This is a genomic window from Paenibacillus sp. GM1FR, assembly GCF_002803315.1.
In the GTDB taxonomy this organism is placed as follows: Bacteria; Bacillota; Bacilli; order Paenibacillales; family Paenibacillaceae; genus Paenibacillus; species Paenibacillus amylolyticus.
The window spans coordinates 1370968-1387147 of record NZ_MKZL01000011.1 but is presented as its reverse complement, the minus strand read 5'-3'; the positions used below and the strand labels follow the sequence as shown (position 1 = coordinate 1387147).

General features: G+C 42.7%; 11 protein-coding genes and 1 pseudogene. 9 read left to right on the top strand and 3 right to left on the bottom strand.

Annotated features, from left to right (window positions below; translation table 11 throughout):
- Positions 1-232 precede the first annotated feature (232 nt).
- The 3 genes from PAEAM_RS11820 to cls all read left to right on the top strand — a co-directional run bounded on the left by PAEAM_RS11820 (position 233) and on the right by cls (position 2660).
- A complete protein-coding gene (locus PAEAM_RS11820; protein WP_076317822.1) occupies positions 233-580 on the top strand; it encodes an S-Ena type endospore appendage in 348 nt (115 codons plus the stop codon).
- A gap of 84 nt (positions 581-664) precedes the next feature.
- A complete protein-coding gene (locus PAEAM_RS11815) occupies positions 665-1009 on the top strand; it encodes a DUF3992 domain-containing protein (RefSeq protein ID WP_100527630.1) in 345 nt (114 codons plus the stop codon).
- A gap of 211 nt (positions 1010-1220) precedes the next feature.
- A complete protein-coding gene (gene cls / locus PAEAM_RS11810; RefSeq protein ID WP_100527629.1) occupies positions 1221-2660 on the top strand; it encodes a cardiolipin synthase in 1440 nt (479 codons plus the stop codon).
- 164 nt (positions 2661-2824) lie between these two features.
- Here cls and PAEAM_RS11805 read toward each other — a convergent pair whose 3' ends face one another.
- The 3 genes and pseudogenes from PAEAM_RS11805 to PAEAM_RS11795 form a co-directional block, all read right to left on the bottom strand.
- Positions 2825-3946 carry a Ger(x)C family spore germination protein gene (locus PAEAM_RS11805; RefSeq protein ID WP_100527628.1) on the bottom strand — a complete coding sequence of 374 codons (1122 nt, stop codon included), beginning with the start codon at positions 3944-3946 and terminating at the stop codon, positions 2825-2827.
- The gene (locus PAEAM_RS11800; protein ID WP_100527627.1) at positions 3943-5031 is read right to left on the bottom strand and encodes a GerAB/ArcD/ProY family transporter; all 1089 of its coding nucleotides are present in this window, start codon (positions 5029-5031) and stop codon (positions 3943-3945) included. Before PAEAM_RS11800 ends, PAEAM_RS11805 begins: the two co-directional genes overlap by 4 nt.
- Positions 5024-6486: pseudogene (locus PAEAM_RS11795) on the bottom strand (spore germination protein). The gene PAEAM_RS11800 and the pseudogene PAEAM_RS11795 overlap by 8 nt, the downstream one beginning before the upstream one ends.
- Positions 6487-6718: 232 nt before the next feature.
- On the opposite strand from PAEAM_RS11795, the gene PAEAM_RS11790 reads away from it, so the two are divergent.
- The 6 genes from PAEAM_RS11790 (at position 6719) to PAEAM_RS11765 (ending at position 15878) form a co-directional block, all read left to right on the top strand.
- Positions 6719-9019 (top strand): copper amine oxidase N-terminal domain-containing protein, encoded by a 2301-nt coding sequence (locus PAEAM_RS11790; RefSeq protein ID WP_100527626.1) that lies wholly within the window; start codon positions 6719-6721, stop codon positions 9017-9019.
- 116 nt (positions 9020-9135) lie between these two features.
- Positions 9136-11421: a preprotein translocase subunit SecA gene (locus tag PAEAM_RS11785; protein WP_100527625.1), complete on the top strand. Its 2286-nt coding sequence runs from the start codon at positions 9136-9138 to the stop codon at positions 11419-11421.
- A gap of 20 nt (positions 11422-11441) precedes the next feature.
- Positions 11442-12197, top strand: coding sequence for a class I SAM-dependent methyltransferase (locus tag PAEAM_RS11780; RefSeq protein WP_100527624.1), 756 nt, complete (start codon positions 11442-11444; stop codon positions 12195-12197).
- 198 nt (positions 12198-12395) lie between these two features.
- A complete protein-coding gene (locus tag PAEAM_RS11775) occupies positions 12396-13343 on the top strand; it encodes an ABC transporter permease (RefSeq protein WP_036671347.1) in 948 nt (315 codons plus the stop codon).
- Between the two features lie 13 nt (positions 13344-13356).
- Positions 13357-14226 carry a carbohydrate ABC transporter permease gene (locus tag PAEAM_RS11770; protein ID WP_036615551.1) on the top strand — a complete coding sequence of 290 codons (870 nt, stop codon included), beginning with the start codon at positions 13357-13359 and terminating at the stop codon, positions 14224-14226.
- Positions 14227-14291: 65 nt separating this feature from the next.
- Complete coding sequence (locus PAEAM_RS11765) at positions 14292-15878, top strand: extracellular solute-binding protein (RefSeq protein WP_100527623.1); 1587 nt, start codon at positions 14292-14294, stop codon at positions 15876-15878.
- Positions 15879-16180 lie beyond the last annotated feature (302 nt).

Here is a 16180-nt window from a genome sequence, read left to right as displayed (position 1 = left end):
AGATTACGTGTACAATTACAACTACCGACGCTTTCAAGCCAAACTCAAACAGCGCGCACCGATTGAATATCGATGCGCGCTGGCAGCATAGCTTTTTTCATCTGTCTACTTGACAGGGGTATGACCAATGTAGCGGTTTTTTTGTTGTTCATTAGGAGCATAATCATACATGAAAACAGCAGATCACTAATAAAATAAATGAAAGGAAGAATTATGGAAGGGAGCAGTCTGAGTGAATACTCGTCTCGCTGAAACAACTATTTGTGGGGAGTTCCATATAAATTCAGCAAACATAACAGAGGTTTTAACGCTGTGGTCAGCATCTTCAACCTTAAAAGTACATGGTACAGTAAGTATTTATAATCATAAACAAAGTAATTCATCTGTCTTTTTGAACATAATACATAATGAAGGAACGTGTTCGCTTCCTGTTCTACCGGGTAACACCTGTGCTTTTAGCTGTGCCGGAATGCATCATATTGAAGTGGAGATTGAAAAGAGCTTAAACAATATTGCAAGCGGCACATTTGGAATAGATATATACTATCAAGTTCTAAATGAAGAAGAGGATGAGGAATAAATGGAAACAAAGTTGGAATAGCCCGAACCACTACTATCTCCCCACATATATTTATAGAAAGAGTATTTTTAAGGAGGTTCATTAATGGCTCAAATTGGTAATTGTAATAATACGGTTTCTCCAGCGGTGGTAAACGATGCCGTATGTACTACGATAAGTTTGTCAGATACGGGAGGGACACCAACAATTATATACGAAAATTCCTCAACGTTTCTGATAAACGGAACTATTCTAATTGAGAATAACGGAGTGGGGGTTTCACCCACCGCTGCTTTGCTTATTGACGGTGTTCAAATTCCTGGTTTTGTCGTAGCCCCAGGTAGCAGTAGATCTTATACTGCGCCAACAATTAATTCTATAAGTCTCATTGGAGCCGGTTTGGGAACAACAAGTATCAAAATTGCGTTCTCTTTGAATTACAGATTCTAAGTATAGGATATTCAATGTGAAAGAATCCCTTCTTTTATAGGAAGTGGATTCTTTTTTAGTTCAATGTCTAGTGATTATCATTTAATAGATTTAGTATTCCTCAAGTATGTTATCATATTCTTTGTGATGACGGCTTCATTCGAGAACAGCTAAGTAATAAGCATTTTTTATTATTTACATAAAGTCAATGGAAGGCAGGAGATATAACAGTATGGTCACGCTGATACTTTCGCTCGTTATGATTATAAACATATTACTCTCAGCGGTATTTTTGTTTTTTGAAAGGAGAGACATTGGTTATACTTGGGCCTGGCTCATGATATTTTACTTCATTCCTATTTTAGGTTTTATCGTTTATCTCTTTTTGGGACGTAACCTCAAAAAGAAAAATTTCTACGGACTTTCAGCTGAAGAGAGAAACTCCCTAAAGTTAATTGTCGAGAACCAGTTAGTGACATTGAAGGAGCAACGTAAGGAAAACAATCCCCTGCTCATGAAATATGCTGACCTGATTCAATTGAATCTCACATCATCCAATGCAATCCTAACCAATGACAATGAGATATTCATCTTCGATGATGGACAAGAGAAATTTGATTCTTTATTTACTGATATCAAGGAAGCCAAGAAAGAGATTAACATCCAATATTACATTATTCAACCGGATTCCTTAGGGAAGAAATTACGAGATGAATTAACCATAAAAGCTAAAGAAGGCGTAAAAGTGCGAGTTCTCTATGACGAAATTGGTTCAAAGAAACTTTCATTGAAGTTTTTCAGAGAACTGATCTCTGCCGGTGGAGAAGTAGAGGTCTTTTTCCCGTCACTGATTAGGCCATTAAATTTCCGTATGAATAATCGAAATCATCGAAAACTTTGTATTATTGATGGGGAGATTGCTTATATTGGCGGATTTAATCTGGGGAATGAGTATCTAGGCATGGATAAAAAGTTTGGATACTGGCGTGATACACATTTTAAAATGCACGGAGATGCCGTTAATCATATTCAAGGCAGGTTTATTTTGGATTGGAAACACGCCAGCAAATCCCATCAAGTAAGTTACGAACAATTCTCCTTCAACACAGCAAAGCTTGATGGTTCAAGTCCAGTTCAGATTGTGTCTAGTGGTCCTAACTCACAGGTGGAACACCTGAAGAATATGTACATCAAGCTTATAGTAAATGCCAAAAAGAGTGTGTATATTCAAACGCCTTACTTTATTCCTGACAGCACTTTTATGGATGCATGTAAAATCGCACTGTTATCCGGGGTGGATCTGCGCATTATGATTCCCAATAAGCCCGATCACCCGTTTGTATATTGGGCGACTTGGGCGTATGCTGGTGAATTATTGGACTATGGAGCCAAGATTCTGTTGTATGATAATGGATTCTTACACGCAAAGACCATTGTAGTAGACGAAGAAGTCGCTTCAGTAGGGACGATGAATATTGATTCCCGGAGCTTTAGGTTGAATTTTGAGGTGAATGCAATTGTATATGACGAGCGAGTTGCGAAACAACTTCAAGAATTGTTTCATCAAGATAGCCAGTTAAGTACAGAACTTACTTCTGATCGTTATAGAAACAGGTCCCTTATTATCAAATTTAAAGAAGGAATATCACGTCTTCTTTCACCTATTTTATAGCTCAGCTTCACTGCCGATGTTATACTCAACCAGGCACGATAAAGCTTTTCACTGAAGTGCTTCTTAACGACTAGAGGTATTAGCAAATCCTTCTTTTTAAGTCAACAGTCAAAAGCTCTCTTCCAAATGGAAGAGAGCTTTCCCAATTGCACGACAGCATGTTATTAATTTAAAACGCCGCTGCCGACTATTGTAACCTTTACTTCCGGGTGAAAACGAACTTGGGCATATTCTTTATTCCAGTTTAGGCTTTTCCATAAGTCCGGGTAATGGGCAATTAAATGTCTGCCAATACCGAAGGAATCACAGCCGCTTTGCTGAAGTGTCTTGATAATTTGTTCTGCGTCCTGAGTCATGTCATCGGATAACTGGCTGTTCAGACGTTCAATCGTGTCCTTTTCCTGAAGATGATTCATTGCATACTCAACGATCGTTACTGGAAGTTCGATACGGAGGTTCACATCAATTTGGCTATCACTTGCCACCTTTACCGCAAGTTTGCGCTTAATTTGTGCGATATTTGCTTCATAAGTGACATAGTTCCGCGGGTTGTTGGAAGGCCCTGGGTGGACCTTTTTGACAAAACGCGCTGCTTTATTCCATTTCCCACTCATAATAATGTATAGAGAAGCCTGTTCGGTAGTAAGACTCCCATTGAACCTTTGCCCATGAAACAGGGCGATTCCCCGAGCATCAATCTCCTCTCCATCCTTATATAGATAAGGCAGTGTAAAATCCTGTCCCGGATCCAGCATGGGAGGGAGAAGGGTCTCTAACGTCATTTCCGGAAAAATACATAATTCCTCCAGACTCTTAATTTTTTTGGTAATAAAATCACCAATTAATATGCTGCCAACTTTTTTTTGGTGTACCAGATCTCCGGCATTGCCATCCACAATCGCAATTTTCACATGTGAGGTTGGGTAATCGGGTTCCCGATACAAGACGTCCAGGTAGGGGTAGATATCATTTTGTGCGAGTTTGTTGCCGTATAAGATCATCCCATATTTGAAAAACCGGATATCACCAGTCACTTTAGCACGAATTCTATCTGTACTTTGACGGACGGATCTCCCGGTGCCTGAGTGGACTTCATTACCGTTGCTCCCTTGTTGACTCTCAGAATCATCGACAATTTCAAGCGTCTGTTTAATTTCACCCTCTGAGGTGATGTCGAACGCCGAAGCATTAGCCAGTCTTGCATCTTTTAAACTATCCTGATCCCAGCATCCCGTCATCACCATAAGCAGGATCAGCAGGACAAGGATTTTTCCTCGTTTACTCATATCATCTTCTCTTTTCGTTTCATTATATAAGATAGAACCAACAGTAGCAGAGGCAGGATCATGAGGAAAAAGTATGCCGATCTGTTGGCTACCGTACTAATTAACTCAAGTTTTTCCTTCTGTTGTGGCAGATAGGCAATTATGCAAGAAGCAAGAACGACATAAGGCACCGCTTTTTTATGGTGTTTTTGTTTGAAGAGATAACTTATACCATAGGATGCCGTATAGTAATAGCCACATATGGCCCCAAAAATTGAAATTAACCAGATAGGGAGGAACAGGAAATCGGCCCGATCCATTGTTCCGAGTGGGATAGAGCGGAGCAGATATATGACCGGTTCAGGCATTAAGTCAAGTTGCTGGGGGCTGAACGCCGTTGAACAAATGAACACGGTGAATGCATACAACACCACGACTACAGCACTTGCTAAAGCAACAGACTTGAGTTTGCCACCGCTGCTACCTTCAACCATAGGAAACACAACGAGAAAAAACTCGAATCCGAACATAGCCATTAATGTTTCGGTTGATCCACTAATGATATTGGGCCATCCTGCTTCGGTTAAAGGCAAAAGATATAACAGATTGATTTCCTTGAGTCCATAACTGATCAATACCATCATGGGCAAGACCAAAAAGGAGATGAGTACAAGTACTCGCGCAATGATTCGTAATTTTTGCCGAACCAAATAGATACTGCTGAACAAGAAGAGGGCTAATATAGCCCACCGAGGCGTATCCTGCAGCATCCAGCGATTAATCACACCGTAAGCGTTCACCAGAACAGAAGTACCCATTAACAGGAAATATCCAACGTATGCAATGATCAGCAACTTGCCAATCCATTTACCCGTAATCAGCGTTACGATGTGATAAATGGACGAACTCGGGAATCTTCGCATCAAAAGCCAGCACAACAGTATGACAAGTTGGATCAGGAACCCTCCAAGAAAAACAGAAATCCATCCTCCGCCTTTAGAGATAAGGTGTATACGGTAAGGGAGGGACAGAATATCTACACCGATCTCAAATTTCAAAATGAGCAAGAATAGTTGTCCCCGAGTGATTGTTGTTTCCTTATTCACGTTTTTTCCAACTCCTAGAGAACTTCTGCTGATTCAGCCGCTGCGGGCGGGCATCATGAGGACGCCCGCGAAGCGCCCAGATGGGAAATCGAATCCATACATCCTTCATGTCAGCTAATCGGAAAGGGCCACTGGAGCAAAATAAGGCGATCCGAAGTTTTCCATCTTACAGAGGTGAATGGTTAGAATCACCAGACCAAATGCGATGCCGATATATCCAAAAAGCGCCGCTCCAATCATCATTGGAAAGCGGAGAATACGGACTGCCGAACTCATCTCATGCGAAGGCACCAAAAACGACGAGATAGCGGTTAGTGAAACCACAATAATCATTGTATAGGATACAAGCCCCGCACGAACGATAGCATCTCCGATAACCAAACCGCCAACGATGCCGATGGTCTGGCCCACTCGGCTGGGAAGTCGGACCCCGGCTTCTCTTAATACTTCAAAGATCAGTTCAAGCAGCATTGCCTATACAAGTGCAGGAAAGGGGATGTTCTGCAATGATTTCTTGATCGTGTGTGCCAGTTCGATCGGTAAAATAGCGGAGTGAAAAGAGATGGTTGCAATATAAACAGCAGGTAATGTAAAAGCAATGACAAAACTCATCATGCGAATTAACCGTAAAAAGGAACTGACAATCCAGCGACCATGGTAATCATCCGGACTTTGATAAAAAGCAAAAAACGTAACTGGAGCGATAAGAGCTGAAGGACTTCCTTCCGCAAGTATGGCGACACGTCCTTCCATCAAGTTGGCAATAACCCGGTCAGGTCTTTCTGTATTGAGCTGCTGGGGAAACAGAGAGAAGGGGTTATCCTCCATAAACTCTTCAATAAAACCTGGAGCGAGCACCATATCTGAAGATATGGACGTGATTCGCTCTTTTACTTCGTTCACCAACTCCGGATTGGCCAAGTCCTGAAGATATACAACTGCAATTTTGGTATGTGTCTTCTCGCCGACGTTAAAATATCGAACGATTAAGGATGGACTAATAATTTGTCTACGGATCAGATTCAAATTAACCGAAAGCTGCTCTACGAATCCATTGTGCGGCCCTCGAATAACGCCTTCATTCTCCGGTTCGGTTGTGCTTCGGACATACATTTTCTCGGTAGAAAGAATGTAAAACTCCGGGTACCCATCGATTATGTAAAGACTTTTCCCTTGAATAAGTGAATCTATTCCACGTTGCAGATCCGTATCTTTTCTACTTTCTAAAGTGGTGAACGATGGGTAAATCTCCGAATGAGCTTGGCTATTCAGTGCTGTTAAGACATGTGTTTGAATGATCTCCTGATCTACAAGTGAATCGATATAGAGAAGCACACTCTGTACACCATTAAGTAGAAGCTGTTGTTGTTTCAAATCGTCAGTACAGTAGAGGGACTGTTCAACATAAGAAATATTCATTTTTAATTCAGAAAAAGCCTGATTGGTTGGGGTCATTGATCCACCTCTTTATAAAATGCGACATGGATTATCTTGTGCAAAATCAAAACTATTATTCAATAGGCGCTTCTTATTCAAAGAACTTATAACCAAACATTGAAAAAATAGTTGCACAAAAATCCATAATTTACAATTCAATTAGAAACTTTTTCCTAAATCTAGCGTCTAATACTATGACTTTTTGAGGGGTTATACATTACTAGAGAGTAGAAGGAGCCAAAGACAACACATGAATATGAAGAAGAAATTATCCATTTTTACCGCTTTAGCCGTTTTTCAAGCATTTGCAGTTGGTTCTGTGAGTGCGCAATCAGCACCGCAAGGTGACACCGCGTCAGTAAACACAGCCAATGTAGAATCAGTTGAGGTGTTACAGCAAGAGCAACCGATTGCAGAGCGTGAAGTGAAGACGGAGAGCAATAACAAATCTATCAATACTCCGCCCACTGAAGCCAAGGACACACAAACCTCAACCGGCACTGAGGCAACACCTAAAACAGAGAGCGAGAAACCTGCATTGGATGGGGGAGAGACCCCTGCAAACGAAACGGGTACAAAACCTGTAGTTCAAGAGGAAACCCCTGAGAAGGTTGAAACGCCAGCTACGCCTGCTCAGATAGAGCAACCATCCGTTGATGGGACGTCTCCTGCAGTAGCAGGTGGAAATCTGACGTTGTACATGAATAGCAACAAAATGGAGCAGGATGGAAAAACGTATCTTGCTGGACAGCCAATGGCTGTAAAAAACGGTGTATCCTATGTTGCAATCCGTGCGCTGGTTGACCGTGTGGGATATGGCGTCAAATACGATAACAAAACCAAGGAAACCATCATTATTAGTGGTGAGGATGAACTCCGATTCAAAACTAACAGCAAGGACTATACGGTAAATGGAGAGACCAGAACGATGAAAGGCCCTGCTTATCAGCAAAAAAGTACATTCATGGTGCCGTTAACTTCCATTACTCAAGCTCTGAACATCACCTATAAAGTGAATCAGTCGGCTAAAACGGTTGTGTTGAATCTTAATACAAAACCTGTTGCAAGCTTTACCATTTCCCAAAAGGAAATTTTTGCGGGTGATCAAGTAGACTACGTGACTTCTTCCAGTTCACCTAATGGAATGGATATCGTTGACGAACGCTGGGCTGGTCGCCAGGATTCATTTGATCAAGCAGGTACATATACGATTTCATATCAAGTACAGGATTCCAATGGTCAATGGAGCGATCCCTATTCAACTACGATTGAAGTTTTGGCTCCTAATCTTCCTCCTGTAGCCATGTTCGCCACGGATAAAGAAGAGTATAAAATGGGCGAAAAAATAACATACACAGACCAAAGTACAGATGATGAAAATAATATTGATAAAGCGGTGTGGGAGAATAATTCACTTGCGTTCTTTGAACCGGGTCCAAAAACGGTGACACTTACTGTTACCGATAATCACGGCGCTACAAACACGTACTCCAAAGTCATTACCATAACGAATGAGACCTTATATTCATTTACCGACTTCAATTTACTCTTCACGCCGGTAGGACAGAAATTCACCTTTAATGGCGGCGAAGTGACTACGATGGAGAAAGTGCCTTATACGTACATGGATGAGCCAAGTTTGCTGATCCGCAGTAACAGTCCGGAAACTGTGAATACGGAAGGCATTGTATATAAAGAATCATCTTCGGGGCAGACCCGTTTCATGATTCACCACGTGAACAATACAGGCAAAAGAGTAAAAATGTATGTAATTGCAACCAATAACAACCCAAATCCGGCAGTATTTGAACAACAGAATATGGGCTTTGCCGGACCTACACCGTATGCTACCGTAGCTGGGAAATTGTCTATTGATAAATGGTTCAAGTCGATTCAGACTGGAGCGGATCAAAAGAAAGAGTACCTTCAACCTGGGGAAAGCAAACTGATTTTGACAGAACTTAATAAAACGCCAATGAAAGAAGGACAAGTAATCTCCCTCTATTCGGACGCTTATAGTGATTATTCCTTAGACTATAACGTTATCCTGGTGGAAGAAAATAAAGATCCTTTCGAGGCTTTGTCATTGCTACCTGTGCTGGATCGTGACGGAGTGCACAACCGGGGTACGTACCCGAATGCGACTCGCATTATAAAATACGATGAGCACGTGGGAATCAAACCTGCCCGTCTGCCACTTGGTGACAATTCAAGCGATCCCAATCTGGTAGGAACAGATCCGATGGCTTACACAGACGCATCCAATGCGGGTAATTTTGGCGTATTGTACAAAATCACGCTGACCAATGTTGCACCGCGTACGCTTATCTCCTTTAACCCTCGTGGAGGGAAGTACTCCGGAGTAGCGCTGGTGAACAATCAGTTGGTATCGATTGCCGAAGGTAACGTTGCGGTTGCCAATTCAAGTGAACAAAGCGTTCTTTACCGCACCGGGTTAACTGGAGAGAGCGTAACGATTCTTTTCTCTGCCGCGCCAGGAAGCAACCTGCCGGTCAATCTGCTCTTTACACCACTCCCATCGGAGAAGTAAAGTAGGTTTCTCTTATAACGAATGGTTTGGTGGCACTTTAATCATCGACAGAAAAGACTCCATATGGAGTCTTTTCTTTTCACAACTTATTTCTACTAAGGAGGAATCAAATTCCGATGAATGTAGTCGTCAAGTTGATACGTGAATTCAAAGAGCGAGATAACCGGCGTTTGTTGAAGGATTATCGAGACAAAGTGGAGCTTATCAGGAAACGGAACTTGGAAATTTGGGATGATCAGCACCTGCAAGCGGAATCTCTTCGGCTGCAAGAAGAAGCAAGATCAGGCACGCCTTTGGATGAGCTACTTGTTGATGCTTATGCTTTAGTCTGCGAGGCTGCGAAGAGAACACTCGGATTACATCCTTATGATGTCCAGATTATGGCTGCTATCGCTTTGCACGAAAGATTTTTGATCGAGCAGCATACCGGTGAAGGAAAAACACTCTCTGCTGTTATGCCTGTTTATCTCAACGCTTTGACAGGCAAAGGCGTTCATGTGCTTACTTTTAACGACTACTTGGCAAATCGAGATGCAGCGTGGATGGGACCGATCTATCGCTTCCTCGGGTTAACGGTAAGCTCGGTTCAAGCGGGCATGAGCCTGTTCGAGAAACGGGAAGCTTACGCCAAGGACATAACCTATGTTACAGCTAAAGAAGCAGGGTTCGATTATTTGCGCGACACAATCGCATTTAATGAAGCTGATACCGTGCATCGTCCTTTCCATTACGTCATCGTCGATGAAGCAGATTCATTGCTTCTTGATGAAGCACGAGTGCCGTTAGTCATTAGTGGCGATTCGAGTGCTTCCAAAAGTGATGGCGTTCTTTTCGCAGAAGTGGCCCGGCAGCTGCAGCCAGGAGAGCATTACGATTTTGACGAGTTCCAGCGGAACGTTTACTTGAATGAAGCGGGTGCTGCAAAAGCAGAGTTGCTGCTGGGATGTGGCAATTTGTACGATAGCCATAACAGTCATTGGTTAACGTCATTGAATTGTGCGCTGCATGTGGAATCGTTATTAAAAAAAGACGTTGATTACATCGTCAGGGACGGTGTAATCGAGCTAATCGAAGAACACACCGGACGCGTGGCCGAGAACAGGTATTTGCCAGACGGGCTGCAAGCTGCGCTGGTGGCAAAAGAAGGGTTGCAGTGGAAGGCCGGTGGGAGAATTCTCGGCACGATCACTATTCAACATTTTATTAGCCTGTATTCGGGAATTTGCGGAATGACGGCTACGGCGCATGCTTCAGCAATGGAATTTGAGGATATCTATGCGCTGCAAGTCGTGCAAATACCGCCAAACCAGCCAAACATACGGATCGATCACAAACACCGAATTTACACCCATAAAGAAGCCAAATATAAGGCGCTTGTACAAGAAATCTCTTCCGTCCATAGGGTAGGACGCCCCATTCTTATTGGTACGTCAAGCGTCGAGGAATCTGATATGCTCGCGGAGGCGCTTTCCGTTGCTGGCGTACCTTGCCAGGTTCTGAATGCAAAAAACGATGCAAAAGAAGCCAAAATCATCGCTAAAGCGGGAGAAATAGGCGCGGTAACGGTATCTACGAATATGGCAGGGCGCGGCGTCGACATTCGTCTCGGTGGCGGTAATCCCGCACAGGCAGAAGTGGTTGCCAAACTGGGCGGATTATACGTGATAGGTACATATGTGAACGAAAGCATGCGGATTGACGACCAGTTGCGCGGACGTTGCGGCCGCCAAGCTGACCCTGGGTCTTCCGTATTTTATATTAGCCTGGAGGACGAGTTGATGCTTCGCTTTGGCATTCATAAACTGTTTCGCGCTCCAAATCAGGACGAGGTTCTTGATGATCCGGCGCTCCACAGCAAAATCGAGCATATCCAGCGCGTTATTATAGGTCAAAACTTCGATATTCAGCGGGAATTGAACTGTTATTCGGATATGGTGGAGGATCAGAGGCGAATTCTATATGAAGAACGGTTCGGAATTTTGAAAGCTGAGAGACTGATGAGTCCATCGGAGCGGCGTGTACGGCTTTTTTATATCGACGAGTTCTGGGCTGACCATCTGGCATACGTTTCTTACATTCGTGAAAGCATTCATCTCGAGAGCATTACCAGTCGTAACCCACTCGACGAGTTTCATACGCAAATCACCCAAGCATTCGAGCAAATTCCGGCTAAAATAGATCATGAATCGGCAAATATGCTTAGAAAACTCGCAGGTTCGAATGATCCCGAGAAATGGGAACAGTTCGGTCTGAAGAGTCCTATTTCGACTCGGACTTATATGATCAACGATCAATACAGCCAAGATAAGCGCAGCTCATGGACCGGAACGACGGTATTTGCTTTTTGGGGCAGCAAGATTTTGAAGCTATTACTGAAGCCAGTATATAGGATGTCAAAATAGTGATGGGAGCGTGACGATCGATGAACAATAGAGAACGGTTTTCGAGCCGGGTCGATTCGTATTTGAAATACCGCCCGAGTTATCCAAAAGAGGCTATTGACTATTTGTACGACGTCGTTGGTTTACGTGTGAGCAGTAATATAGCAGACATCGGTTCAGGCACTGGCATCATTTCAAAACTACTTCTGGAACGCGGAAGCTATGTAGTCGCAGTCGAGCCAAATCAGGCAATGCGGGAAGCCGCCGAGCAAATGTTAGAAAGTAATCCGAAATTTCAGAGTACATCAGGTTCTGCTGAGTCTACTGGATTACCTGATCAGTCGGTTGATTTTATTGTCTGTGCTCAGGCATTTCACTGGTTTGATCGCTCCGCAGCCCAAATCGAGTTCCGCAGAATTCTACGGCCAGGTGGGAGAGTAATACTCATCTGGAATTCACGTCTTACTAACGGTACTCCATTTCGTGAAGAGTACAATCAACTGCTCCATACATATGGAACCGACTACGAAAAAGTTAATCATAAAAATATTTCTCAGGCGATGCTTCTCTCTTTTTTCAAGGAAGGTTCAATGCATGAAATGCGATTCAGAATGAGTCAGGAGTTCGATTTCGAGGGATTGAAAGGCCGGTTGTTATCATCTTCTTACAGCCCTGTACCCGGGCATCCAAATTACGATCCTATGATGACAGAACTGCGTAATTTATTTGATAAAAATAATCAAAATGGTCTTGTTGAATTCGATTATGAAACTGAGATTTTTTGGGGAGAAGTATAAATACGGCATTTGAAAGTCGCTATTATAGCGGCTTTTTTTTATTTTAGTAGAACAGTTCTTGTCTCACCTGCCGGGATTAGCTGTTGGAACGAGCCAGGCACACTTCCTTAAAATCTTATAAGAAATTCTTGATATTTCAGAAATTTATCCGGTAGGTGGGTGCTATTATACAAATACAAACAAAGACGAGGTGATGAAATGCAAGCAAAATTGGCAGCGGACGCCATTCCCATCTCCAAAAAGCGAAAGACATGGATAAGGACGATACAAAAGCACAAAGTGATGTATGCTCTCTTATTACCAGCTTTAATTTACTTTGCGGTATTCAAATACATTCCTATGGCGGGAATTATGATTGCTTTTAAAAACTACAACCTGGCTTTGGGACTATGGGATAGCCCATGGGTGGGATTCAAAAATTTTACGGATTTTATGAACGGCGTTTATTTTTGGGACATCATGAAAAATACGATCGTCATATCGCTGTATAAGCTATTGTTCGGTTTCTCCGCGCCCATCGTGCTGGCTTTACTCCTCAATGAAGTTTACAGCCAATGGTTTAAAAAAATCGTACAGACCATCACTTATTTGCCTCATTTTCTATCATGGGTCATCGTGTATGGAATTATGGTAGCCTTACTAGCCCCAGGGGATGGTCTCTTTAACATGATTTTGAAGGATTTTGGTGTTGAACCCATCTCGTTTCTAACGGAACCTGCCTGGGGCAGAATGCTGATCATCTTATCTGAAGTATGGAAGGATATTGGATGGGGGGCGATTTTGTACCTTGCCGCCTTGGCAGGAATCGATCCAAGCTTGTATGAAGCAGCTCGAATGGATGGTGCATCCAAATGGAGACAGCTCTGGCATATCACGTTACCTGGTATTCGAGGAGTCATTATTCTGATGCTGATTCTTAAATTAAGCCATATCCTGGATGCGGGTTTTGACCAAATATTCATGTTTGCCAACACCTTTAACCAAGAGAAGATCGATATTATCGACACATGGGTATACCGGGAAGGGTTGGAGCGTCTTAAGATTGGCTTGGCTACTGCTGTAGGATTGTTTAAAGCTGTCATCGGATTTGCTTTAGTGTTGGCAGCAAACAAGCTCGCCAAAAAATTCGATGGGCAAATCTGGTGAGGTGGTCTTTAGAATGATCCATATGACAATCGGGGAAAAAGTCTGGCAAACCGTCGTTTATGTAGTTCTTATTATATTATCCCTACTGTGCGTGCTGCCCTTTCTATATGTGGTTGCTGTCTCCGTAACACCTGAATCGGAAGTATTAAGAAGGGGGATTGTGATTATACCAGAATCCTTTACCTTTCTGGCCTATAAAGAAGTATTCATTTCTCATGGAATCTGGCAGGCGTATAAAATTACGTTGTTCCGAACGATTGTAGGGACTGCGTTAAACGTGTTTTTTACGGTAATCGCGGCCTACCCGTTATCCAAAAAATATTTGCCCGGAAGAAGTCCATTTTTACTCTTCATTGTGTTTACCATGATGTTCAGTGGGGGATTAATTCCGACTTATTTACTAATCCGCTCTTTGGGATTGTTAAACAGTCCTTGGGTATTGATTATTCCAAATCTCATTAGTGCATTTAATCTGGTGATCATCAAAGGTTTTTTTGAACAATTACCTGGTGAAATTGAGGAATCAGCGAGGGTAGACGGTGCCAGTGAACTTCAGACGTTATGGCGGATCATTTTACCCCTGTCCTTACCCGTACTGTCCACCATTTCCTTATTCTACGCAGTCGGGCATTGGAACAGTTATTTTGATGCCATTGTATATATCAATGATTCCAACTACATGCCACTTCAAGTGATTTTGCGTAACATCCTGCTTAACGTTGCAACTCAAAGCGCTGATTCGCTCGCCAATTCCGGGGCTGTCAGTACGTTCGCTGTGCAGATGGCTACAGTAGTTGTAACTACAGTCCCGATATTGATCGTTTATCCATTTTTGCAAAAGCATTTTACCAAAGGTGTACTCCTGGGATCCGTTAAAGGATAAAAGGTGTACCAACCTAACTTATTACGGGGAAACCGTGATAATATACAAGCAAAGGAGAGGTCAATATGCAGCGTAAAAAGATTTCATTTGCTATTCTGTCGGCAATCTTAGGACTTGGAACGCTTTTGTCAGGATGTGGGGGAAATGAAGAAGTTGCATCGACAAATTCGGGTAATTCGCAAGGCCAGACTGGCCAGTTTGCAACCAAAATGAAAATCTCAATGTTTAACCAAGGCACTTTTAATGCTGCTGCTCCAGTACCTCCACGTGATGAAGATATTCAACGCCAAATGTTGGAAGAAGAGATGAACATCGACTTGGAGATGATGATTCCTCAGGCTGGGCAAGCAACAACCAAACTGAATACACTCATTGCAGGCGGGGATATTCCAGACTTGATCTTCTTGAAGAGTCGTGCTGACCTTGCGCAATATTACGACCAAGGTGTTCTTGCGGATTTGACACCGTATATGGACCAATTCCCTGAACTACAGAAACGGTTTGGCACCGACTCATGGGAGGCAATGTCCTATCAAGGAAAAACCATTGGAGTTCCAGGCTATGATAATGTAAACGGTATCAGTCGAAGCTTCTTCATCCGTAACGATTGGCTCAAAAAGTTGAATATGGAAGTACCAACGACACCTGATGAGTTGTTCGAAGTTATGAAAGCCTTTACAGAGAAAGATCCGGACGGGAATGGCAAAAACGATACGTACGGATTCATCGGCGGTATGAATAAAGAAGGTAATCTGCAAACATACGGCTTTGATAGCTTAATGTGGATGTTTGGCGTCAATCCTCCTTCAGCCGTTGAGATAAAAGATAATGAACCGGTATTTCTGTTTATCGATCCCAAAATGAAAGAGGCGCTTGCTTACATTAATAAAATGATGGCAGCCAAGGTGGTTGACCCGGACTGGGTGACAATGAATTCGCCTGATCTGTTGGACCAAAAGATGTTTAAGGGTAGAGTTGGCTTCATGATCAGAGATGCTCGTAGACTGGAACCGGACTATCAACAGAAAATGAAAGAAATTAGTGGAGAGGTGCCCGAATGGATCGTCATTCCTCCGATGAAAGGTCCTTACGGGGATCAAATTGTAGAGAGAAAATCATTCCAAGGCAATTCATGGGCCATATCCGCAAAAGCGGACGAGGATAAAATCATTCGGATCTTGTCCATGCTGAATTATCTCTTTACGGATGAAGAAGCTTATCCAAACTTTGCATACGGAATCAAAGGCATCCATTGGGATGTTGTAGACGGCAAGATCAAAAATAAAACCTCCGAGTTATCAAAGGAAATGAAAGAAAAGTACCTGTGGGTTGATCATTATAGAATGCCGCGCCGTGGTGATGATGCGGAGTACTTCAGCTTCCAGAATCCGAAGACGGCGGAAGCTTTCAAGGACAATCAGCAATATGTGGGGCCAACGTTGCCCGGAAATTTATTGACCCCAGACCCAAGCGATAGCTTGGATGCTGACCGCACACGCTTCATTAATGAAAGCTTGGTTAAATTTATGACGGGCAAAGAGCCTCTTTCCAACTGGGACAATTTCCTCCAGACGCTGGATACCAAGTTTGACATGCAGAAATATAAGGAAACAGCAATCCAGCAATTTAAAGAAGCCGGCCTTATCAAGTAAAAATAAACGAAGAGAGAGTGGCTATTCGTAGCCCCTCTCTTTATTAGCATATGCTATTCTTAGTTTAAAACGGAACTAAAAGGAAGATGATGGATGCGAAGAAGAATCAGCTTGCCTTTAAAATTATTTTTTATCGTATTTGCCTTTGTATTAGGCTGCATCATCTTGATAAGCCAATTGTCTTATCGTTATGTCCAAAAGGAAATAAGAACCAATGACATTTTTTACACCAATCAAATATTAGACAAGGTTGACCAGTATTTTACTGTTAATTTTTCCTCCTTCCAGACGATTCTCTTCTC

Bases quoted from the DNA above. Each gene is read 5' to 3' on its own strand.
- PAEAM_RS11815 (WP_100527630.1), top strand. From the start codon at position 665: ATGGCTCAAATTGGTAATTGTAATAATACGGTTTCTCCAGCGGTGGTA.
- cls (WP_100527629.1), top strand. From the start codon at position 1,221: ATGGTCACGCTGATACTTTCGCTCGTTATGATTATAAACATATTACTC.
- PAEAM_RS11805 (WP_100527628.1), bottom strand. From the start codon at position 3,946: ATGAGTAAACGAGGAAAAATCCTTGTCCTGCTGATCCTGCTTATGGTG.
- PAEAM_RS11790 (WP_100527626.1), top strand. From the start codon at position 6,719: ATGAATATGAAGAAGAAATTATCCATTTTTACCGCTTTAGCCGTTTTT.
- PAEAM_RS11785 (WP_100527625.1), top strand. From the start codon at position 9,136: ATGAATGTAGTCGTCAAGTTGATACGTGAATTCAAAGAGCGAGATAAC.
- PAEAM_RS11780 (WP_100527624.1), top strand. From the start codon at position 11,442: ATGAACAATAGAGAACGGTTTTCGAGCCGGGTCGATTCGTATTTGAAA.
- PAEAM_RS11775 (WP_036671347.1), top strand. From the start codon at position 12,396: ATGCAAGCAAAATTGGCAGCGGACGCCATTCCCATCTCCAAAAAGCGA.
- PAEAM_RS11770 (WP_036615551.1), top strand. From the start codon at position 13,357: ATGATCCATATGACAATCGGGGAAAAAGTCTGGCAAACCGTCGTTTAT.
- PAEAM_RS11765 (WP_100527623.1), top strand. From the start codon at position 14,292: ATGCAGCGTAAAAAGATTTCATTTGCTATTCTGTCGGCAATCTTAGGA.